At 57.5% G+C, this 22483-nt stretch carries 20 protein-coding genes and 1 pseudogene; 13 read left to right on the top strand and 8 right to left on the bottom strand.

Features of this window, described 5'->3' with window-relative positions:
• Position 1: 1 nt before the first annotated feature.
• Together ACT3R7_RS06030 and ACT3R7_RS06025 are read left to right on the top strand one after the other, a co-directional pair.
• A complete protein-coding gene (locus tag ACT3R7_RS06030; protein ID WP_192538804.1) occupies positions 2–2113 on the top strand; it encodes a methyl-accepting chemotaxis protein in 2112 nt (703 codons plus the stop codon).
• A 206-nt stretch (positions 2114–2319) separates the two neighbouring features.
• Positions 2320–4425 carry a methyl-accepting chemotaxis protein gene (locus tag ACT3R7_RS06025; protein WP_192538803.1) on the top strand — a complete coding sequence of 702 codons (2106 nt, stop codon included), beginning with the start codon at positions 2320–2322 and terminating at the stop codon, positions 4423–4425.
• Between the two features lie 4 nt (positions 4426–4429).
• On the opposite strand, the gene ACT3R7_RS06020 is transcribed toward ACT3R7_RS06025, so the two are convergent.
• Complete coding sequence (locus ACT3R7_RS06020; protein ID WP_192538802.1) at positions 4430–5356, bottom strand: LysR family transcriptional regulator; 927 nt, start codon at positions 5354–5356, stop codon at positions 4430–4432.
• Positions 5357–5520: 164 nt separating this feature from the next.
• On the opposite strand from ACT3R7_RS06020, the gene ACT3R7_RS06015 reads away from it, so the two are divergent.
• Positions 5521–6297, top strand: coding sequence for a ferredoxin--NADP reductase (locus ACT3R7_RS06015; protein WP_018916848.1), 777 nt, complete (start codon positions 5521–5523; stop codon positions 6295–6297).
• Positions 6298–6463: 166 nt separating this feature from the next.
• Here the strand turns inward: ACT3R7_RS06015 and glnK are convergent, their stop codons facing one another.
• The 3 genes from glnK to ACT3R7_RS06000 all read right to left on the bottom strand — a co-directional run bounded on the left by glnK (position 6464) and on the right by ACT3R7_RS06000 (position 8598).
• Positions 6464–6802, bottom strand: coding sequence for a P-II family nitrogen regulator (gene glnK, locus ACT3R7_RS06010; protein ID WP_026285650.1), 339 nt, complete (start codon positions 6800–6802; stop codon positions 6464–6466).
• 163 nt (positions 6803–6965) lie between these two features.
• A complete protein-coding gene (locus ACT3R7_RS06005; protein WP_192538801.1) occupies positions 6966–8213 on the bottom strand; it encodes an ammonium transporter in 1248 nt (415 codons plus the stop codon).
• Between the two features lie 46 nt (positions 8214–8259).
• Entirely contained in the window at positions 8260–8598 is a 339-nt protein-coding gene (locus tag ACT3R7_RS06000; protein WP_018916845.1) for a P-II family nitrogen regulator, read from the bottom strand.
• 84 nt (positions 8599–8682) lie between these two features.
• On the opposite strand from ACT3R7_RS06000, the gene ACT3R7_RS05995 reads away from it, so the two are divergent.
• The 5 genes from ACT3R7_RS05995 to ACT3R7_RS05975 all read left to right on the top strand — a co-directional run bounded on the left by ACT3R7_RS05995 (position 8683) and on the right by ACT3R7_RS05975 (position 14758).
• Positions 8683–8892, top strand: coding sequence for a hypothetical protein (locus ACT3R7_RS05995; protein ID WP_192538800.1), 210 nt, complete (start codon positions 8683–8685; stop codon positions 8890–8892).
• Positions 8893–8952: 60 nt separating this feature from the next.
• On the top strand, positions 8953–9324 hold the full coding sequence (locus ACT3R7_RS05990) for an accessory factor UbiK family protein (RefSeq protein ID WP_192538799.1): 372 nt from the start codon (positions 8953–8955) through the stop codon (positions 9322–9324).
• A 95-nt stretch (positions 9325–9419) separates the two neighbouring features.
• Positions 9420–11564: a TonB-dependent receptor gene (locus tag ACT3R7_RS05985; RefSeq protein ID WP_192538798.1), complete on the top strand. Its 2145-nt coding sequence runs from the start codon at positions 9420–9422 to the stop codon at positions 11562–11564.
• Between the two features lie 19 nt (positions 11565–11583).
• Positions 11584–12516 carry a helix-turn-helix transcriptional regulator gene (locus ACT3R7_RS05980; RefSeq protein WP_192538797.1) on the top strand — a complete coding sequence of 311 codons (933 nt, stop codon included), beginning with the start codon at positions 11584–11586 and terminating at the stop codon, positions 12514–12516.
• A gap of 127 nt (positions 12517–12643) precedes the next feature.
• Positions 12644–14758, top strand: coding sequence for a TonB-dependent siderophore receptor (locus ACT3R7_RS05975; protein WP_192538796.1), 2115 nt, complete (start codon positions 12644–12646; stop codon positions 14756–14758).
• 7 nt (positions 14759–14765) lie between these two features.
• Here the strand turns inward: ACT3R7_RS05975 and soxR are convergent, their stop codons facing one another.
• Complete coding sequence (soxR, locus tag ACT3R7_RS05970) at positions 14766–15197, bottom strand: redox-sensitive transcriptional activator SoxR (RefSeq protein ID WP_192538795.1); 432 nt, start codon at positions 15195–15197, stop codon at positions 14766–14768.
• 125 nt (positions 15198–15322) lie between these two features.
• Here soxR and ACT3R7_RS05965 point away from each other — a divergent pair, with 125 nt between their 5' ends.
• From ACT3R7_RS05965 to ACT3R7_RS05950, 4 genes are all read left to right on the top strand, one after another.
• Positions 15323–15736 carry a RidA family protein gene (locus ACT3R7_RS05965; protein ID WP_192538794.1) on the top strand — a complete coding sequence of 138 codons (414 nt, stop codon included), beginning with the start codon at positions 15323–15325 and terminating at the stop codon, positions 15734–15736.
• Positions 15737–15783: 47 nt separating this feature from the next.
• On the top strand, positions 15784–16311 hold the full coding sequence (locus tag ACT3R7_RS05960; protein ID WP_192538793.1) for a TetR/AcrR family transcriptional regulator: 528 nt from the start codon (positions 15784–15786) through the stop codon (positions 16309–16311).
• Positions 16308–17471, top strand: a complete 1164-nt coding sequence (locus tag ACT3R7_RS05955) for an MFS transporter (RefSeq protein ID WP_192538792.1) — start codon at positions 16308–16310, stop codon at positions 17469–17471. The genes ACT3R7_RS05960 and ACT3R7_RS05955 overlap by 4 nt, the downstream gene beginning before the upstream one ends.
• Positions 17472–17540: 69 nt before the next feature.
• Positions 17541–18416 (top strand): ABC transporter substrate-binding protein, encoded by an 876-nt coding sequence (locus ACT3R7_RS05950; protein ID WP_192538791.1) that lies wholly within the window; start codon positions 17541–17543, stop codon positions 18414–18416.
• A 62-nt stretch (positions 18417–18478) separates the two neighbouring features.
• Here ACT3R7_RS05950 and ACT3R7_RS05945 read toward each other — a convergent pair whose 3' ends face one another.
• The 3 genes from ACT3R7_RS05945 to ACT3R7_RS05935 form a co-directional block, all read right to left on the bottom strand.
• On the bottom strand, positions 18479–18979 hold the full coding sequence (locus tag ACT3R7_RS05945) for a type II toxin-antitoxin system YhaV family toxin (protein ID WP_192538790.1): 501 nt from the start codon (positions 18977–18979) through the stop codon (positions 18479–18481).
• Positions 18976–19314, bottom strand: a complete 339-nt coding sequence (locus tag ACT3R7_RS05940; protein ID WP_192538789.1) for a type II toxin-antitoxin system PrlF family antitoxin — start codon at positions 19312–19314, stop codon at positions 18976–18978. Before ACT3R7_RS05940 ends, ACT3R7_RS05945 begins: the two co-directional genes overlap by 4 nt.
• 77 nt (positions 19315–19391) lie before the next feature.
• On the bottom strand, positions 19392–21440 hold the full coding sequence (locus tag ACT3R7_RS05935; protein WP_441674867.1) for a TonB-dependent siderophore receptor: 2049 nt from the start codon (positions 21438–21440) through the stop codon (positions 19392–19394).
• A gap of 158 nt (positions 21441–21598) precedes the next feature.
• Between ACT3R7_RS05935 and ACT3R7_RS05930 the strand changes: the two are divergent.
• Positions 21599–22447, top strand: a pseudogene (locus tag ACT3R7_RS05930) (YifB family Mg chelatase-like AAA ATPase); the annotation flags it as partial.
• Between the last annotated feature and the right edge of the window lie 36 nt (positions 22448–22483).

Below are 22483 nucleotides of genomic sequence, written 5' to 3'. Positions count from 1 at the left end.
AATGAACTTCAAGTCCGTCCGTACGCTGATAGCCACTCTGGTGGGTGGCTGTATTCTCCTGGTGATTGCGGCGCTGGTGATCTACTCGGTGATTGCCAACGCACGCTCCCAGTCGTTGGTGAGAAGTGAAACACAGACGCTACTCGAAAGTAATATCGAGGCGCGTCTCACCGCCATTGCCTCAGGTCAGGCTGAAGAGATAAAGGGTCAGTTGGAGCATGCGCTAACGCTTGCGACTAATCTGGCGCATACCAACGCCATGCTGGGCCAACAGGATGCCGACGGCCGGCCGTTGATGTCCTTGAGCCGGCGTGAGGTATCAATGCTGGTACGTCAAACGGTGGTTAACAACCCTGACCTGCTGGACGCCTTTATTGGCTGGGAGCCAGATGCGTTCGGTAGTGATGCTCGCTTTACTGATCGTGAAGACCAGGGCTATAGCCCCGATGGCCGTTTTATGCCGTGGTGGTATCGCACTAACAGTGGCAGCATTGAAGTTCTCGCGCTGGGCAGTGACATAGAAAACCAGGAACGCGATGCAGACGGCATTCGCCGCGGAGAGTACTACCTGTGCACCAAGGAAACCCAGCGCAGCTGTATTGTCGACCCACACTTGTACGACTATAACGGCGAAACCTTACTGGTGACCTCGTTTAACGCCCCCATTATCGTGGACGGCGAGTTTCGCGGCAGTGCTGGCGTAGACCTCTCGGTTGAATTCATTCAGGGCTTGCTTGAAGAGGCTAACGAAACCCTTTATGACGGAGTGGGCGAAATGGCCCTGGTTGCCGCTCATGGTGCCCTAGCCGCTTATACGGGTGCGCCGGAGCTAATGGGTAAACGCGTTGAAAACGTGCTCGACCCTGAACTTCAGACCAGCATCGCTCAAGCCCAGCAGGGCGAGAGTGTGCGTAAGCTTGATACCGAGCAGGGCATGACCGAACTGTACTGGCCGTTTGCTATCGACGAGAGCGGCCAGCCGTGGGTATTGATGATTCGTCTCCCTGAAAGTGCCGTCATGGCGGGTCTCTATGGTTTGCAGGATCAGCTTAGTGAACAGAGCAAAGCCTCCACGTGGGGAATGATCCTAATGGGGCTGCTGATTGCAGGCCTCGGCCTGTTGGCCAGTTGGCTATTGGGAACCAGCATCTCTCGCCCGCTTAAAAACCTAGCCGACCGCATGCGCGACATTGCCTCCGGCGACGGTGATCTGACCCAGCGGTTGCCGGTACGCGGGCGCAACGAAAGCGCTGAGCTGGCGATCCAGTTCAACGCCTTTGCGGTAAAAATACACGATGTGCTGGTCGATGTACGCGCCAGCAGCGAATCGGTCCACCACGCCGCAAGCGAAATTACTCAGGGCGGCCAGGACCTTTCACGGCGCACCGACCAGGCCGCCGCCAGCCTGCAGCAGACCTCGACCGCCATGGAGGAGATCAGCAGCACCGTGGGCCACACCACCAGTGCTTCGCAAGAGGCCAGCGGGCTTGCGCAAACCGCCTCGCAACTCGCTACGCGCACCAACGGCGCTTTCGAGCAGGTGGTCATCACCATGGACGATATCCGCACCAACGCCACCGAGATTCAAAGCATCGTCAGCGTGATCGACAGCATCGCCTTCCAGACCAACCTGCTGGCCCTGAACGCCTCGGTGGAAGCCGCCCGGGCAGGCGAGCATGGCCGCGGGTTTGCCGTGGTGGCGGATGAAGTACGCAAGCTGGCCGGGCGCAGTAGCGACGCAGCGGCGGATATCCGCCAGCGCATCAATGCCTCGTCAGGCAAAGTAGAAAGCGGTACTCAGCTGGTGCACGACGCGGGAACCGCGATGCACGAGCTTTCCGAAAGTGTCACCCGGGTCACCCAGATGCTGGGCGATATCAGCACCGCCGCACGCGAGCAGAACGACGGTATCAGTCAGGTCAGCATCGCGGTGAGTGACCTTGACCAGATGACTCAGCAAAACGCTGCTCTGGTCGAAGAGTCCACCACCGCCGCCGAACAGCTTAAAGAGCAGGCCGAACGGCTCGCTGAATTGGTAGGCGGGTTTACGCTTGAGGGAGATAGCCACTCCGCTAAGCAACAGTTGCCCTCACCTGCCTACCCAACCTATTAATTAGCCGAGAACGGGCCCTTACTAAAGGGCCCTATATCACAACCGGTCTGCCACGTGATGTGCAGCGCTCAGTCATTAATTTGCATCTTTACTTTTCAAGTCGTCGCCTCGCATGCCGATAACTTACGAAACTTATCAGCCGTCTCCCTGCTGCGTGATTTTCACGCATCGCTGCCCATTACTTCCCTGGCTCTTGAGGAATCAGTATGCATTTTGGCTCGTTGCGAACCTACCTGCTTGTGCTAGCAAGTCCCTGCCTGCTGGCGATTGTCGCTGCGCTGGTTGTCTATAACCTGGTAGCGACCAACCGTACGGCTGAAACCGTCGATCAGCACACCCGTGAACAGGCGAAAACCGCGCTGGATGCTCGCTTGAACGCGATTATCGAGGCGGAAGGCGAACGTATTCAGGGCGAGCTCAACAACGCGCTTCAGGTCGCCAATCAGCTAGCACGCACCAATGCTCTCATGGGCGCCACTGACGCTGAGGGACGGCAAGCGCTCTATCTAAGCCGCCGTCAGCTCTCCAATATCATTCGCCAAACCGTTGCCGACAACCCGGCGCTGCTTGACGCTTTTATCGGCTGGGAGCCCGATGCTTTTGGCGATGATGCGCGCTACCTTGGTGAAGAGCGCTACGGGCATGACGGCAGTGGCCGGTTCATGCCCTGGTGGTACCGCACTGAAGAGGGCAACCTGGAGGTTTTGCCGCTGGGAGACACCATGGATAGCCAGACCGTGCTCGCCAATGGTGTACGCGAAGGTGAATACTACCTCTGCCCCAAAGAAACACTAGCGCCCTGCGTTATTGACCCAGCCGTTTATGATTACGACGGTGAGTCGCTGCTCGTTACCTCTTTCAATGCTCCCATTCTGGTGAATGGCGAGTTTCGCGGTGTCGCCGGGGTAGACCTATCGCTGAACTTTATTCAGAACATGCTGATCGAGGCAAGCCAAGACCTCTATAACGGTGCTGGGCGAATGATTCTGGTCGCCGGCCGAGGCGGTTTGGTAGCGGATACTGCGAATAGCGAGACGCTTGGCCAACCAACGGGCAGTACACTCAATAGCGATGTTCTGGAAGGCATCAGGCAAGCAACCTCGCAGGCGGGCTTTCGAGGCAATACGCATAACGGCATGATCCAGCGCTACCATACGCTCCAGCTCGGCAATACTGAGCAGCCTTGGGTGCTCGTATTGCAACTGCCGGAAGAGGTGGTATTTGCCGACCTCAATGCGTTGCAAGACCTGCTGGGTGAACAACGCGATCAAAATACCCTGGGCATGACTACGGTGGGTTTATTGCTGGCGGTTGTCGGTATGTTTGCACTGTGGTGGATCGGGGCGCGTATCGCCCGCCCTCTTCGTCGCTTGGCCGACCGTATGCGCGATATCGCTTCCGGCGACGGCGATCTGACCCAGCGCCTGCCAGTGCGCGGCCGTGATGAAAGCGCCGAACTGGCCACGCAGTTCAACGCCTTTGCGGTGAAGATTCACGATGTACTGGTGGATGTGCGCGCCAGCAGCGAATCGGTCCACCACGCCGCAAGCGAAATAACTCAAGGCGGCCAGGACCTTTCACGGCGCACCGACCAGGCCGCCGCCAGCCTGCAGCAGACCTCGACCGCCATGGAGGAGATCAGCAGCACCGTGGGCCACACCACTAGCGCATCGCAAGAGGCCAGCGGGCTTGCGCAAACCGCCTCGCAACTCGCTACGCGCACTAACGGCGCTTTCGAGCAGGTGGTCATCACTATGGACGATATCCGCACCAACTCCACCGAGATTCAAAGCATCGTCAGCGTGATCGACAGCATCGCCTTCCAGACCAACCTGCTGGCCCTGAACGCCTCGGTGGAAGCCGCCCGGGCAGGCGAGCACGGCCGCGGGTTTGCCGTGGTGGCGGATGAAGTACGCAAGCTGGCCGGGCGCAGCAGCGACGCAGCGGCGGATATCCGCCAGCGCATCAATGCCTCGTCAGGCAAGGTAGAAAGCGGTACTCAGCTGGTGCACGACGCGGGAACCGCGATGCACGAGCTTTCCGAAAGCGTCACCCGAGTTACCCAGATGCTGGGCGATATCAGCACCGCCGCACGCGAGCAGAACGACGGTATCAGTCAGGTCAGCATCGCGGTGAGTGACCTTGACCAGATGACTCAGCAAAACGCTGCTCTGGTCGAAGAGTCCACCACCGCCGCCGAACAGCTTAAAGAGCAGGCCGAACGGCTCGCTGAATTGGTAGGCGGGTTTACGCTTGAAGAAGAGCGCTCTTCCAGTACACGCCAGCTCGCGTATGAATCTAGAGGCGAATAACGCCTCAGGGAACCGGCGGCAGCTCAATATCATCACTGCGCTTGGCGCCAGCGGTCATTTCGCGGCACAGGCGCAGGAACTCGCGTACGCCGGTCGTCAGGTACTTGTGGCGATGCCAGATAAAGGTGAACTGACGCTTTAGATCCAGCTCCGGCGTGGGTAGCGGTACCAGGCTGCCACGCCGGAAGGCATCGCGCAGCGCCAGGCGGGATACGCAGCCGATACCCAGGCCAGACTCCACTGCACGTTTAATCCCTTCGGTATGTTCAAGCTCCAGCAGCGTATTAAAGCGGCTGCGCCGGTGGCGCGCGGCGTGCTCTAGGGTCATCCGGGTGCCTGAGCCCTCTTCGCGCATGATCCAGTCTTCGCGCAACAGTTGCTCAAGCTCAAGATGGTCTTGTCCGGCTAAAGGATGGCGCGGCGAGCAGAACACGCACAGCTCATCTTCGACCCAGGGCTGGCTGATGATCATCTCGTCGTCGCACTGGCCTTCGATCAGGCCCAGGTCCAACGAGTGCTGGCGCACGCTCTCGATAATATGGCGTGTGTTGCGCACCGAAAGGCGCACCCGGCTACCGGGGTAGCGCTGCATGAAATCGCTGATCAGAAGCGTTGCCAGATAGTTGCCGATTGTCAGGGTCGCGCCTACATCCAACGTGCCTACGCCCTGCTGCCCGCGCAGCAGCTCCTCGATCTCCTCGCCACGGTCAAGCAGAGCAACCGCCTTGGGCAGAAGTTGGAAGCCCAGCGCATTGAGCTTTAAGCGCTTGCCTATGCGGTCAAGCAGCTGGCAATCGAACTGTCTTTCCAGTTCAGCCAGAGCGGTACTCGTAGCCGACTGCGACATGGCCAAGGCGCGGGCGGCGTGAGAGACGCTTTCATGCTGGGCTACCGCTACAAACACTTCCAGCTGGCGCAAGGTGTAGTGCATACAAGGCCTATATCTATTTTAGAGATAAACGTTATCAATATAATTTGCTTAACAGATATACCACTCTTTGCTTAGACTTACTGACAACGTTTTAAGAAATTTTTATTCTTTTTAAGTATATGAGTGGTGAGGCTAACGCTTTATCACCTGAGGGAGAAGTCGGCATGAGTAAGTTTGCGTTAGAAGAAGTACTCAGCGTTCACCACTGGAACGATACCCTGTTTAGCTTCCGCACCACGCGTGAGCGTAGCCTGCGCTTCAAAACTGGCCAGTTCGTCATGATTGGCCTTGAAGTTAATGGCAAACCGCTGATGCGCGCTTACTCCATTGCCAGCCCCAACTACGAAGACCACCTTGAGTTTTTCAGTATCAAAGTGCCCGATGGTCCGCTGACCTCACGCCTTCAGCACCTGAAAGTGGGCGATCAGATCATGGTCAGCCGCAAGCCAACCGGTACGCTGGTTTGCGACGACCTGCTGCCGGGTCGCAACCTGTATATGCTTTCAACCGGTACGGGGCTGGCGCCGTTTATGAGCCTGATTCAAGATCCGGAAGTCTATGAGCGCTACGATAAAGTCGTACTGGTACACGGCGTGCGTGAAGTCTCTGAGCTGGCCTACGCCGACTTTATTACCAAAGAGCTGCCTGCCCACGAGTATCTGGGCGAAGATATCGCCAACAAGCTGGTTTATTACCCCACGGTAACCCGTGAAGAGTTCCACACCATGGGGCGCTTAACCGACCATATTCGCAGCGGTAAAATCTTCGAAGATACTGGCCTTCCGCCGATCGACCCGCGCCAGGATCGCGCGATGATCTGCGGTAGCCCCGCCATGCTGGACGACACCAGTGCGCTTTTGGATGAACTCGGCCTGAATATCTCCCCGCGTATGGGCGAGCCGGGTGATTACGTGATCGAGCGTGCGTTTGTTGAGAAGTGATTTGTTGGTGAAGGGTGAAGGGTGAAGGGTGAATAGAAGATTCTAGCCACTATCGCTAACACCTCATTAACAAAAAGCCCCTGCTGGAAATAATCCACAGGGGCTTTTTCTACTACTCACCACTCACGCCTTACCATTCACTACTCACCATTCACCACTCACCAGATTAAACCGCATCTTTACCCGTTTCGCCGGTACGGATGCGAATGACCTGCTCAAGCGGCATTACGAAAATCTTGCCGTCACCGATTTTACCCGTGTTGGCAACCTGGGTAATCGCATCAATGACTTGCTCCACCAAATCATCGTCAACGGCTACTTCGAGCTTCACTTTAGGCAGGAAATCCACCACGTACTCAGCACCACGATAAAGCTCAGTGTGGCCTTTTTGACGGCCGAAACCTTTTACTTCTGTGACGGTAATGCCCTGCACGCCGATATCGGAGAGCGATTCACGTACGTCATCAAGCTTAAACGGCTTGATAATGGCTGAGATCAATTTCATTGCGACATCCTCTAGCTTGGTGGCCATTGTCTTGTCTTTTGGGTGCGGCGAAAGCCAGCCACCTCTAACGCTAAGCATACACCGCTACAGGCAGAGAATAAAAAGGCCTTCCTCGTAAGGAAGGCCATAAGGAGCACGCCAGCTCACTTGCTTAGCATTATGCTTATTTCTTAACGCTAAACTCGGGGTAGGCTTCAAGACCGCATTCTGCGATATCCACGCCTTCATACTCTTCTTCTTCGCTAACCCGGATGCCCATGATGGCTTTAAGCACCAGCCAGACCACCAGGCTTGCAAGGAACACCCAGGCAAAGATGCCGACGATACCGATCAGCTGAGCGCCGAAGGAGGCTTCCTCATTAGTGATCGGCACAGCCAGAACACCCCAGATACCTACCACGCCGTGCACTGAAATCGCACCGACCGGATCGTCCAGCTTCAGCTTATCAAGCGTGATGATCGCGATAACCACAATCAAACCGCCCAATGCACCGATAGTTGCAGCCCCTAAACCTGTTGGGGAAAGCGGGTCGGCGGTGATCGCGACAAGGCCCGCAAGCGCGCCGTTGAGCGCCATGGTGAGATCCGCCTTACGGAACCACAGCTTGGCCAGAACCAATGCAGCAATCACGCCGCCAGCCGCAGCAGCATTGGTATTCACAAACACTTGGGCGACGTTGTTGGCCGAGCCGATATCCGACATTTTCAGCTCAGAGCCACCGTTAAAGCCGAACCAGCCCATCCACAGAATAAACGTACCCAGCGTTGCCAGCGGCATGTTGGCGCCGGGGATCGCATGGATAGCGCCATCTTTACCGTACTTGCCTTTCCGTGGGCCGAGCACCAGCACACCGGCCAGGGCCGCCGCAGCGCCGGCCATATGCACAATGCCTGAACCGGCGTAATCCGAGTAACCCACTTCAGACAACCAGCCGCCGCCCCAGGTCCAGTAGCCGGAAATAGGATAGATAAATGCTGTCATCACCACAGCAAACGCCAGGAAGGCCCAGAGCTTCATGCGTTCAGCCACGGCGCCCGACACAATCGACATCGCGGTTGCAACAAACACGACCTGGAAGAAGTAGTCCGCGCGCATGGAGTAGTACGGCGCATCTTCACCGCCGGCCGTCACCGCATCCATGCTGTTTTCAGCGCCAATCAAGAAGCCCAGGCTCGGCAGGAAGCCGCCTTCGCTGCTTGAATACATGATGTAGTAGCCCACCAGTAAGTACATGGTGCAGGCAATGGCGAATAGCGCGATGTTTTTAGTTAGAATTTCCGCGGTATTCTTGGAGCGCACCAGGCCTGCTTCGAGCATGGCAAAGCCCGCGGCCATCCACATGACCAGCACACCGCAAATCAAGAAGTAAAACGTATCGAGCGCGTAGCTCAGATCAGCCAGTTCATTCATTGTTAGTTCCCCGTTGAACTATGAAAGTATCCCTGTCACTCACTGCCTACACAGCGTCTGCGCCGCGCTCACCGGTACGAATACGGATAACGTCCTCAAGCGGGGTGACAAAGACTTTGCCATCGCCAATTTTTCCGCTATTCGCGGCGTTGCAGATAGCGTCGATAACGCTTTCCAGACGCGCATCGTCAACCGCCACTTCCACTTTTACTTTGGGCAGGAAGTCGACAACGTATTCAGCGCCGCGATAAAGCTCGGTATGGCCTTTCTGGCGACCAAAGCCTTTTACTTCCGTGACGGTAATTCCCTGGACGCCGTTATCGGCGAGCGCCTCACGAACGTCGTCAAGTTTGAATGGCTTGATGATGGCGGTGATGAGTTTCATCCCGATCTCCCCTGCTGGATAAGGCCTGCTGGATGTGTAGCGACACGTCGCTAAAAATGGCAATGCCCTACTAATGCGCATACCGTGCCACAGAATTTTTTTATTATTATTTTCATTAACTTATATTTAAAAAATGAAAATCTAAGCACGAAAAAGGAGCATCGCTTGGCTGACGCGGCAAGGCATGCACCAGCACAGCGCAATCAGAATATGCCGCCGCACCAAGAAGAAGCGCAGCGCTTCATTGAAGACAAATCCCTAAAACACGCCATGCAATACATGCGTACTCTTTAAGGGTTGCGTATCCTTGAGAGAGTGCCCACTTTTGTATGACCCCCTATCAAGGAGAGAACGATGGCGCCCCAAGACCGTATTAGCCGATTGGCCCAGCAGATTGGCGATCGTTTACAGAATGCATCACAAGCCCCCGAGGATATTCAGAAAGGTGTACAGCAGGTCGTTCGCGGCGCCTTTGACCGTCTCGAACTCGTCTCTCGGGAAGACTTTGATATCCTGATGGATGTACTGCAGCGCACGCGCTCCCGCGTGGAGGCACTGGAGCGTCAGGTGGCAAACCTGGAAACCACGATTGAAAACCAGAAGTCTGCGCCACAGACGCCCGCGCCCACGGCTTCTGTCGAAGCGACGGAAGAAAAGCCTAAGGCCGACGACACGGCAGCCCCCAGCAAGCCAGCCGCTAGCCGCAATCTGAAAGACGATAAGTAAGGTTACCCTGGCTAACGATGAGAACATTTATCATTGCGTTTCCTCTCGCCAATGATAGGATCACGGTTAACAACAACCTGTTCTCTGGATAACCCATGAACCGCACTATCGTATTAAGCGTCGGTCTTTTGAGCGGCGCTTTTCCTTTGCTGGCCTTTGCACAAACCTCCAATGCACAGACAGCAGCTGCCCACACGAATGAAAGCGCCGCCCAGGAAACGCTAGTCGTCGTAGGCTCGCGTACGCCAACGCATATCAGCCAGATTTCAGGCGCCGTTCATATCGTTGAGAACGAAGAGCTTCAGCAACAGATCAGTACGGGCGGCGACCTGAAAACGGCCTTGGGCAAGCTGGTACCGGGGCTCGATTTTGGCCCGCAGGGCCGCACCAACGCGGGGCAGAACATGCGTGGGCGCAGCGTTCAAGTATTGATTGACGGCGTTTCACTGAACAATTCGCGCGGCTTATCGCGCCAGTTCGATGCCATTGATCCGTTCAATATCGAACGCGTCGAAGTGCTCTCGGGCACCAGCAGCCTGTATGGCGGTGGCGCCACGGGCGGGCTGATCAACATTATTACCAAGCAGGGCGAAAGCGGCGCCCCGCATTTTGAAACCCAGGCTAGTGTCACCGGCGGCTTCAACCACAGCCATGATCTTGATCGTCGCCTCTCCCAGTCGGCCAGCGGCGGTAACGATACGGTACAGGGGCGCATTGGCGTATCGCTGGTCGAAAATGGCCGCCAGTACGACGCCAGAGGCGATGAGATTTTTCCTGATATCGCCCAGAGCGATCTGCAGGACAACCGCAGCCTGGATATTTTAGGCAACGTGCGCGTCGAGCTAAGCGATGAACAGACGCTAACGCTCAGTGGCCAGCTTTATGAGTCAGGCAAGCAGGGCGACCGTGGAGTTTACTATCCCAACCTGGCGGCCGCTGCGCCAAACCTTGACGATGCCGATATCCGCGACGGCTTTACCGCCGACCGCGACCCGCGCACCGACCGCAAAATGTTTAGCGTCAATTATCACCATGCCAATCTGCTGAATCAGGATTTCTATCTTCAGGCATTCCATCGTGAAGAAGAATCCAGTTTCCACCCATTCCCCTACGCAGCCCAAGGCGGTGGCTATTACTTTGCGGCCTCCCAGCAGAACACCACGCTAAGCGGCTTGAAAGGACTTTTCTCGGCGGACCTGACGGACAGCCTTAACCTGACCTATGGCGCCGACCTGGACCGTGAATCCTTCGACGCCACGCAGATGCGCTTTGATCGCGCGGCAAGCGATGCCTCCGGTGGGCTCGTGCAGCGCGCCGACCGTATCACACCGCGCTACCCGGGCTTCGAGATCGATACTCTGGCGCTGTTTGCCCAGAGCGAGTGGTGGGCAACGGATCAGCTCCAGCTCAGCGGCGGCATTCGCCACCAGCGCATGGACGTGGATATCGACGACTTCAACAACGTGCCGGGCGGCTCGAGTGACTACGACGTCACGCTGTATAACGTAAGCGCCCTGTACGACTTCGACAACGGCCACCAGAGCTGGCTGGGCTACTCGGAAGGCTTCGAGTTGCCCGACCCTTCCAAGTACTACGGCCGCGCCGGGCAAACTGTGGCGGACAATCCGTTGGACGGTATCAAGACCCAGCAGGTGGAGCTTGGCTGGCGCTACCGTGGCGGCGACTGGATGACCCAGGCCGCGGTTTACTATGCCTGGTCGGATACCGCCATGGAGCTTGATAGTGACCTGAACGTTACTCAGGTCGACGACGACCGTCGCGATTACGGGCTGGAAGCCTCGGTCACCCGCTTTATCGGCGACCACTGGGAAGTGGGCGGCACGCTGCATACACTCGTCTCAGAGCGCAAGGAAGATGGCCGTTGGCAGGATCGCGGCATTACCGTGGCGCCCTACCCTTCGCAGGATAGCCTGACCGCTCATATTGCCTGGGCAGATAATGATCGAACGCTGCGCCTTCAAGGCAGCCATGCGCGCGATTACAAGGACAGTGACGATGGCCGCATCGACGGCTTCACTACCTTCGACCTGATCGGCAGTCAGGATACCGCGCTGGGTACTCTCAGCCTGGGTATCAGCAACTTGACCGATGAGCAGTATTCAACCCCTTGGGGGCAGCGCGCCGTAGGTTTCTACTCACCCACCTACGGGCCGGCATACCTCTACGATTACCAGGGTCGTGGCCGTACGTTCACACTGGGTTGGTCACTGGATTACTAAGCCATAGGTCAGTCTATCGATGCCGACTATTACGTCTCTCACGCCGTCGACCCTGAGTCAGCTGGGGCATAAGTTCGGCATCGATTACTTACATGCCTATCAAGGGCATGATCACCCCATTGCGCTGGGCAGCGTCAGCGACTTGCCGCTACCCCCTGGCCTGCATCTCACGTTATCCGACCTTGAGGTACGCCAACGCTACGCCTCGCGCTCCACGCAGACGGTGCCGTGGTTTTTATGTGTCGTGATGGAAGGCGGTATTGAGATCGCCCAGGGACAAAAGCGTTTGGTGATTAGCGCCGGTCAGGGGCTATGTGCGCATTTCACGCCGCAGGCACCGCTGATCGTCGAACAGCCCGCTCAAGCACGGCTACGTACGCTTAACATCGCCGTTCTGACCACCGCCCCTTATGCGCTACCCAGCGCTCACGAACCCCATTTGCACGCCTGGAAGCTACCTTCCGCGCTCTTTGAGCAGCTGTGTGCCACCCGTGAATTTCCACTCGACGACTGGCGACAGTCGTTAGTCTGGCACGGGCTTGCCTTGCAGCTTCTGGGACATGGACTACCCCTATCGTCATCCCGCAATATTAAGCCCGCTCCAGGCATTAAGCATCGCGAGCGCGAGCGGCTCGCCCGCTTACATGCCGAGCTACGCGATAACCCCATGATTGATTACCGCCTGAGTGACCTGGCCCGCAGTGCGGCGATGAGCCCCAGCAGCCTGCGGCAAAAATTTAGTGCGCTTTACGGCTACTCCCTCTTTGATCACTTACGCCAATGCCGGCTTCAGCGAGCATATTGCGTATTGGCAAAAGGCTATAGCGTTCAACAGGCAGCCCATACCTGCGGCTATCGCCACGCGACCAACTTTGCCACCGCCTTCAAGCGCCACTTTGGCATTCCGCCCACGGACGTTAATCGGCACGCCTATAAAACGCCCAAGCCGTGAAAGCGGATGCTTTGCATATTTGCTTAAGCGTTAGCATTACGCATATCAGGTTTGGCATCTGGCATAGCTCAGCGAGCCGTTAAAGATCAATAATTCTCATTATTATAAACGGTTGAGACTTATTGCCATGCTTATGCGCCAGCACCGCTTCCCCTATCGCCACCTTGTTTTATCCATTGCCCTGGCAGGCAGCTCGATACCCGTTACCTATGCACAAGCGCCGGATGCCTCGCGCCAGCTATCGACGGTGACGGTGACCGCCCAGCAAGCCGCGACCAAACTGGAAACACCAGCCATCGAAATCCCGCAAAGCGTTTCCACGATTACCCGCGAGCAGATGGAGAACCGTGGGGTAAATACCGTTCAACGGGCGACCGATTACACGCCCGGCGTTTATTCAAATCAGGTGGGCGCCTCCAACCGCTTTGATTACCTGGTGCTGCGCGGCTTTTCCGACGGCAGCTTGAGCAACACCTTTCTAGACGGGCTCAAGGTAATGGGCGATGCCAACTCGCACAGTTCCATGCGTATTGACCCATGGTTTCTGGAAAGCATCGAAGTGGTACGCGGGCCAGCGTCGGTGCTTTATGGCCGCGCCTCCCCAGGCGGCGTGGTGGCACTCAACAGCAAGCGTCCTGAGTTCGAGCAAGGCGGCGAGTTGCGCTTGCGAGTGGGCAACAATCATCAGCGCAGCGCCGCGTTTGATCTTACCGGGCCGATTGGCGAGCAGCAGCGGGTGGCGTTTCGCGTGACCGGTATCGCCAGCGCCGCCGATACCCAGTTCGGCCCCACCGAAGAGCAGCGCTACGCCATTGCCCCGCGTTTGACGTGGGATATGACCGACGATACCAGCCTGACCGTTGAAGCCTACCTGCAGGACGAACCCGAAGGCGGTTATCACTCAGGCGTGCCTTATGAAGGCGCCGTGGTGCCCCGCAACGGGCGTAAAATCAGCAACAACTTCTTTGACGGCGAGGAAGATTACGACGCCTATGAGCGCACGCAGCGCATGTTCGGCTATACGCTTGAGCACCGTTTTAATGACCAGATGACCGGCCGCCAGATGCTGCGTTACCTCAACTCGGACGTAGTACTCAACCAGCCTTACGGCTTTGGCTGGACGTCACCTACCTCCAATGAGCTGAACCGCTACTACTCCGGCAGCAACGAATCCCTTCAAGCCTGGACGATTGATAATCAGCTGGAAGCCCGGCTCAGCGACGGCTTTATGGATCACACGCTGCTCTTGGGAGTGGATTATCAGCAGCGCGAAAACGAGGTTGCCTGGCCTTCCGGCGCCTTTGAGCCGATCAACGCGTTTGAGCCGGTCTATGGCACGGGCCCGGTGGCCTTTTACGACCCCATTCGCGAGCGTCATGAAATCGAACAGACCGGCGTGTATCTACAGGATCAAATCGCGCTTGATAACTGGCGCTTCACTCTGGGCGGGCGCTATGACTGGGTCAGTATCGATAACACGGACCTGGATACCGACGCTTCGAGCTCGCTCAGCGATACCCAATTCAGCGGCCGTGCCGGCGTGGTTTATCTGTTCGATAACGGCGTGGCGCCTTACCTGAGTTACTCCACCGCATTCACCCCCACAAGCTTTGTGGACGAGCGCGGCGATTTGCTCTCTCCCATGGAGGGCGAGCAGTGGGAAACCGGGGTGAAATACCAACCCAGCGGTAGCGCCAGCCAGTACAGCGCGGCACTTTTCCACATCAGCCAGGAAAACGTGGCCACCAAAGAGCAGCCCTCTGACCCCTACCGCGCGGTGGGTGAAATCGAATCCCAAGGCCTTGAGCTGGAAGCCCAGACCCAGCTGACCGAAACGCTCTCGCTACAGGCAGGCTACAGCTTCACCGATATTACCTATGCTAAGAGCGACGACGGCAACCAGGGCAACAACGCCATTTACTCCCCCCGGCACCAGGTGCAGCTATGGGGCCATTATGCAGCCAATAGCGGTTGGCTAAACGGCGTGGATGTAGGCGTTGGGGTACGCCATTACGCAGACATCGCCGCGGACCGCGCCAATACCGAAACCGTGCCCGACTACACTCTGGTGGACGCCACCATCGGCTATGACTGGAGTCATGTCGGCGTTAACGGCGTCGAAACCCGCCTGAACGTCAACAACGTGCTGGATAAAGAATACGTCGCGTCATGCAACTCGCTGGACTACTGCTACTTCGGCGCCGAGCGCGGGATTACCGCAAGCGTTCACTACCGTTTCTAAACACGTTTTATGAAAGCCGCTGAGCCCCGTTGCCCTGTTGTGCCAACGCATCTTCGGGGTTCAGCAAGCGGCATGCTTTCATGCTCAAGCACCCACAGCCGATACAGCCGGTCAGGTTATCGTTCAGCGATTGAAGCCTGGCCATCTTGGCGGCCAGTTCCTTTTGCCACTTCACGGCCACCCGCTCCCAGTCGCGCTTGGTGGCCGTTCGGTTCATGGGCAGACACGCAAGCTCACCGGCGATTTCCTCCAACGTAAACCCCACCGACTGCGCCACCTGAATCAGCGCAATACGCCGCAGCATCGACGGGTGAAAACGGCGCTGGTTGCCGCTGGTGCGCACCGACGCAATCAGCCCACGAGATTCATAAAAACGCAGGGCGGACGCCGCTATGCCGCTTCTTTGCGCCAGCTCACTCACCGTAAGAAATCGTTTCAAACCATCCTCTCTGCTGTCGTCTTGTTAGTCATCGAATGCTTGGCCGAAAAGCCGTTTGACTTAATGTTAACTTGAACTTTTACACTTCGCCTGCCATTCCCACTTTATGAAAATCAGGTAGCGCGATGACTAAACCCCTGGAGTTTCAAAACCCCGACGCACTTTTTGACCCTACGCCCTACGGCTACTGCCATACGGTGAAAGCCCCGCCGGGCGGCCAGCTGGTGTATATATCCGGCCAATTCGGCGGCGAAGGAGCCGCGAATACGCTCAGCGACGACTTTCGCCACCAGACTCAGGCAACGCTCAACAATCTGGGCAGGGCGCTCAAGGCGCATGGCTTGGACTACACCAACATCATGAAAATCACCGTGCTGATCGTTGATCACAGCGCCGAGAAGCTGGCGGTCTGGGGCGAGGAGATGCGCCACTGCTGGCCGATGGAAAAACTACCCGCCAGCACGCTGATACCCGTTCCCCAACTTGCTCTGGAAACCATGCAGATCGAGGTGGACGCTGTGGCGTGGAAAGCCTGCTGAGGATTTATTTTCTTGACGGTGTAAAATGATCGTTTTACATTGAATGTATGACTATTAAAACGAAGCTTATCTCCGCCGCAGAATCCCTTTTCGACCGGCACGGATTTACCGCCACCGGGATGGACCGGCTTACGCAGGCTGCCGGCATGTCGAGCAGAACGCTCTATAAACATGCGGGCAGCAAACATTCACTGATCGCCAGCGTGCTTACGGAACGCGACCGTCGGTTCTTGCGCCGAACCGACGTGGACAGCGTTAATGCGCTTTTCAAGGCACTTGAAGACTGGGTGCGGGTAGAAGGCTGCCGAGGGTGCCTATTTCTACGCGCTTATGGGGAAACCGGTGGTGATATACCGGAGATCGCCGAGGCCATGACCGCTCACAAGGCCGGGGTCTGGAACAAGATTCAGGAGATCGTTGCACTCGAAACCAACGGACGTGGCGATGAGCAGCTCGCCGAGCAAATTCTGATTCTGTTCGAAGGCGCAACGGCGACCGCCATTTATCGCGGCGCGGATGCCGTTGCTACCGCTCGGCATTGCGCGGTTCGCCTAGTCAAACAGGCATCATCATGAGTCCGGGCATGACGCTCGGCGCCGTGGGATTTGGGCTCATTGCCATCTGCTACGGCTTTGCCCGCTTTGCTTTTGGGCTGTTTCTTCCCCAAATCGATGCGGATCTCTCTTTATCCTCAACCGTGGGCGGGTTGATATCAGGTGGCTCTTTTCTGGGCTATTGCGTGGCAATCGTAGTCTCTGCCCACCTGACCGAGCGGCTAGGCCCCCGCGTAGTGGCAACCGGCGCGGCACTCGTAGCCGCAGTGGGCATGACAGGCATCGCAGCAGCCCCCTCTTCGCTATGGCTTGCCGGTGCTGTAATGCTGGCAGGTTCCAGCACAGGCCTTGCGTCGCCGCCCATGGCTGCGGCCGTGGCCGCTGCGGTCAAGCCCGCCCGCCAAGGTGCTACCAATACACTCATCAACGCAGGAACCGGCGCAGGCGTGGTACTTTCAGGGCCCGTGGCGCTATTGATGGGCGGCCATTGGCGGATCGCTTTTTTGATCTTTGCAGCAACGGCATTGTGCATGGCGATAGCGGTCGCCATCAGCGTACCGGGTAACGCCCAATCAGCCGAAAATCGCGAAAAAGGCTTACCGCCACTCAACAAGACACTTAAACGACTAATTATCGCGGCCTTCCTGATGGGCGCTTCAAGCACTGCTTTGTGGTCTTTTGGCAGCCAACTGGTCACGTTACGCCTGGATTGGGGCCATACCGGCGCGGGCCTTCTGTGGATGGCCATTGGCACAGCAGGCATGGCGGGCGCGGGGGCAGGGTCGCTCGTTGCCCGGTTTGGCATTGACCGGACACACTGGCTGTTTCTGGGTACGCTGGCAGGCGGCATCCTGCTGGTGGGCGTTGAAGGCACCACTCCCGCGCTGACGCTAATCGGTGGTGCGTTGTTCGGTTTGGCCTACATCATGCTTACCGGCGTCTATCTGGTATGGGGCGTTTCGGCATTGCCCAGCCGCCCCGCAACGGGCCTGACCATCGGTTTTCTCACCATCGCTATCGGCCAGACGGCAGGCGCCCCCCTGTTTGGGTTGATCATGGATCAATTGACGCCCACCTACGCCGTCATTGTCTTTGCCTGCCTTGCCTTTACCGCCGGATTGGCGAGGGTAGGCAATGCAGAAGATAAAAAATCTCCAGAGCCTGCCCTTCCGAATGCTTGAAGGCGGGGCGTTGCAAGCAAGAAGGATTATCGTTTAAATACTGTTCTTCTTTCAAAATGGCTTTTCCCCATGCGCCGTACCGTGACGCGTCTTTTCGCCCGAGCCACGCTCCTGCTCACCAGCCTGCTGGCATTTACCAGCGCGCACGCTCAGTTTGCCACGGTGGACTGGACCATTGCCGAGACGCTGGTGGCCATCGGCGCGCCGATCAGCGGCGTGGCCCAGCAGCCGGATTACTACGACTGGGTGGGCGAGCCGCGTATTCCGCAAAGCGCCACGGACCTTGGGCTGCGTGCCCAGCCCAACTTCGAGCTGCTGGCCCAGCTTGCCCCGGAGCGAATCCTGATCTCGCCAATGTTCGCCTCGCTCACGCCGCGCCTGGAGCGTATTGCGCCGGTTACCTCGCTTGCGCTCTTTTCACCCGGTACGGATACCTGGCAGGAAATTCAGGCGCTGACGCGCGAGCTGGGGGAGCTGACCGAGCGTGAAGCGGCGGCGGAGGCGCTGATTGAAGACACGCAAGCGCTGATGGCATCGCTGCGCGACGCACAGCCAGATACCGCACCGCTATTGATGGTGCAGTTCATGGATGCACGGCACGTGCGAATATTCGGCGACAACAGCCTGTATAACGCAGTACTTGAACAGCTTGGCCTGGCTAACGCCTGGGAGGAACCCACCAATGCCTGGGGCTTTGCCTTGACAGGGATTGAAGCGCTCGCGGGCTATCCCGACGCCCGGCTGGTGATCATCGACCCGTTGCCGCTCGGCGTGGAGGAGCAGCTGACCACCAGCGGCCTGTGGCAGCAGCTACCGATTGTGAAAAACGCCAACCTGCTGCGCCTGCCGCCGGTATGGAGCTTTGGCGCACTGCCTTCGGCACAGCGCTTTGCTCGCGTGCTGACCTCGGCACTGAAGGAAGCACCAGCCGCTTCGCTAGATTGATAGGAAAGTAAACACGAAAAGACAGAACGTTAAGCCCCTCTAGCTATCATAAGGGCTGGCTATCATCGGGTCTCGCTATCATCCGCCGCCAACAGCGTTTTGAGATGCTCGGCGCCACTCAGTGAGGCGTTATGCAAGGCCTGCCAGCTATCCGGCGGATGGCCATCGCCAAGCATCTTCTTGAAGACGGCATACGCATCTTGCTTGCTTTCATAGGCGCGCTTTGTAGCGTCATCATTGACCCAGGCGTAAATGATGATTTTGCTCGCCGCATCAAAGCGAAAGAACAGCCGGTACTGCTGATAAAATTTTGCCCGCTGCCAGTGGGTGTGCCCAGGGCCGAGCGTATTTCCCTGCCGGTACTGAGCGCCGGATGGGTCCTGAGGAATATCGTTCAAAGCCAGTTTGATGATGGCAGCCAGACGCTTGGTGGCCGGTTTGCTGCGATAGCCTACGGGGTTCTTTGTTTGAAGACGTTTTACCTTAACGGTGAGTGCTTCGACCTGCTCCATAAACAGCGGATGGGCGTATAGGCTCCATCCATTCACTGTGAGCGGCTTCATTCCTCTTCATCGTCCACTTCTTCCAGCACTTCATCAAGATCTACCGCCATCCCTGCGGTAAGACGCTCGGCCTCGGCAAAACTGCTCGCGGTAACAGGTCGAATGGTTTCCGGATACGCGACCAGATCGCGCTCCAGAAACTCGAGAAAACTGGCTACCACAGGGTCATGCCGGACTTCATCACTGGTACGAGAGAGCACGACTTCACCGTTCGGGCGAACGGTGTAGTGGATACGGTCGCGACGCTTGAGCTTCAGCGCTCGGCGAATTGAGGCAGGAACAGTCGTTTGATAGCGATCCGTCAGAGTAGAATCATCTTCGATAAGCGTGTTCATCACCAATCTCCGCTTAGTGGTAATGCAGAAGCAATGCATCAAGGTTAATGCAACTGCATTACCTCGTCAAGCGACGTTTACCAGCGGTAGCTGACGCTGCCGATCACGCTGCGCGATTCCCCGAAGTAGCACCAGTAGTCGCAGCTGGCTACATACTCTTTGTCGGTCAGGTTGTTGACGTTGAGCTGAGCCTGCCAGTTATCAAGAAACTCATAGCCGATCATGGCATCGGCCAGGGTAAAGCTGCCCACCTGGATATCGCCATCCACGCTTTCACCTACATAGCGCACGCCGCCACCCAGGGTCACGCCATCCAGCGCGCCACCGGTAAAGGCGTAGTCCAGCCAGGTAGATGCCTGGTGACGCGGAATCAAGCTGGCGCGCTGGTCATCTTCCAGGCGCGAATCGGTATAGGTATAGGCCGCAGTGACTTTCAAGTCATCGGTGACGTAACCCACCCCTTCCAGCTCAAAGCCCTGGGAGGTGCGCTCACCTTCCTGCACCTGGAAACCAGCCGGTGAGGTTACCAGCGTGTTGCTCTCTTCCAGATCGAACACGGCGGCGGTCACGTAGCCATCCCAGCCGATGGGCGCATACTTCACACCCGCTTCCCACTGGCGGCCTTCACGCGGGTCATAAAGATTGCCTGCGCTATCGGACTGAGCAATCGGCTCGAACGATTCGGTGTAGCTAACGTAAGGGTTGATGCCGTTCTCACCCAGATACATGACCCCGCCAGACCAGGAGAGCTGATTATCGTCAGAGCGCTCGGAGGCGCCGGTAGTGACATTGGTGTTCTCGGTCTCGGCATGGTCGTAGCGCACGCCGCCCAGCACTACCCAGCGGTCATCCAGGCGCAGCTGGTTTTGCAGGTAAACGCCGGTCTGCTCTTTGTCGATATGCCGCTCGACCAAGTTTTCATCGGCAAACGGGGTGTAGTTGCCGTAGGTGGGCGTGAAGATATCGATTGGCGCGCCAAAGGCGTAGTCGTCGCCCTCCTGGCCCTTGAGGCCCAGGTTCTGGTAATCGACGCCCACCAGCAGGGTATTTTCGGTGCGTTCGGTGTACCAGTTGCCCACAAACCGGTTGTCTACCGTCCAGCTATCGGCCTTGCCGTCGCGCAGCGTCAAACCACGGGAAGCGCGCCGGTCATCCACCATGGAGAGCGCGTAGGTACTGCGCAGTTCCAGGTCGAGTTCGCTGTAGCGCAAATCCTGTTCGAACGCCCAGGTGTCGTTGACCTGATGGCGCAGCTCGTAGCCTAGCCCCCATTGGGTGCGCTTGTTGCGGTCATAATCAGGCTCGCTAACGTTGGACTGCGGGCTGACCCGGCCAAACGGCGTATCCTGAATGCTGCCGTAGGGCAGCTTGAAGCCATTGACAGGCACGCCGTCGTCCTTCTGCACGCTGGCCAGGAAGGTAACACTGGTGTCTTCACTGAAGTCCACCGCCAGGCTGGGTGCAAAGTAGTAGCGCTCGTTTTCGGTGTTATCCAGATCGCCGTCGCGCTCTTTATACATGCCCACCACGCGGTAGCGAACATCGTCTGTCTCGCCTACCGGCCCGCTGGTATCCAAGCCTATTTGGCGATGGTTGCGGTTACCCATCTGCAAGTTCACGTTGCCCTGGGGCGTATCGGTCGGGCGTTTGCTCACCGCGTTGATCAAGCCACCGGGAGGCGCCTCACCGTAAAGAATCGAAGACGGCCCTTTGAATACATCAATCCGCTCAAGGCCGTAAGGCTCAGGCAGCCACTGGTAGAAGCCTTCACGGTAAATCCGCAGGCCGTCCTGATAGGTGGATTGGTCAAACCCGCGCACCTTGAACCAGTCGGTATCGTTATCACTGCCGTAGTGCCCGGCCAGCACCCCCGCACGGTAGCGGAAGGTTTCATCCAGCTGCTGCACGTTGCGGGTTTCAAGCTCTTCACGATCAACGCTGGATACCGGACGCGGCGTTTCCACCAGCGGTGCATCAACTTTCAGCGCCGTTCCTACTACCACCACGGTATCGTTGTTGACCGTTTCCTGAGCGTTGACGCTCGTGCATATAAAAACGGCGGAAACCGGAATCAACGCGGCAATGGAACGCACCAGCGGTCGGCGTACAAACGGCAAAGAAGGCATGTTGAGCACTCAAGGTTGTTGTCAGCAAAGAGAACAGTGTTTGAAGGGTAGTGATAATGGTTGTTATTCAAATACACTATACCGCCGCCAGCCCTGCGCTATCAACGCCTGCTTAAATAAGTTAAATTAGGGTTAAGTAAACCTAGCGAGGAAGCACAATGACATTGGCCATTGTTACCACACGCGCAGGCGTGGGGTTAGACGCACCGGCGGTGCATGTAGAAGTACACCTTGCCAACGGCCTGCCCGGGCTAACCCTGGTAGGCTTGCCTGAAACCGCGGTCAAAGAAAGCCGCGAACGGGTGCGCAGCGCCCTGGTCAACGCCGGGTTTGATTTTCCCAATACCCGGCGCATTACGCTGAACCTCGCCCCTGCGGATCTTCCCAAGGAGGGCGGCCGGTTTGATTTGCCTATCGCACTCGGCATTCTTGCCGCTTCCGGGCAAATTCCGGTGGAGGCGTTGGAAGGTATGGAATGCGCAGGCGAGCTGGCGCTGGACGGCAAGCTGCGCGCCGTACACGGCATTCTGCCTTTTGCCCTGGCAACGCGCCGATCTGGAAAAGCTCTGATTATCCCTCGCGAATGCGCCGATGAAGCCGCGCTGGCGGGCGACTTACCGGTGCTGCCAGCCGATACGCTTTGGCAGGTTGTCGCCCACCTGCTCGGCCAGGAAAAAATCCCGCCCCACTGCTTGCCTGCTTCGGTTAAGACCACCACGCCGATGGCTGATCTGGCCGATGTGCGCGGCCAACAGCAGGCACGCCGCGCACTGGAAGTGGCTGCGGCCGGTGGGCATAACCTCTTGTTCGCCGGCCCGCCGGGCACCGGCAAGACCATGCTCGCAAGCCGCCTGCCAGGCATTCTGCCCCCGCTTTCTGAAGAGGATGCGTTAGCGGTCGCCGCCGTGCGCTCGGTATGTGGATTACCCCTGGATGCCGACTGGGGCAAGCGCCCGTTTCGCCAACCGCATCATAGTGCCAGTGCTGCCGCGTTAGTGGGCGGTGGCTGTCATTTTCAACAATTGTTGCGACTAAACAATAAT

The sequence above is a fragment of the Halomonas sp. AOP43-A1-21 genome, assembly GCF_052376775.1.
GTDB classification, from domain to species: Bacteria; Pseudomonadota; Gammaproteobacteria; order Pseudomonadales; family Halomonadaceae; genus Vreelandella; species Vreelandella colorata.
The sequence above is the reverse complement of the archived record's forward strand: the minus strand, read 5'-3'. Positions and strand labels throughout refer to the sequence as shown.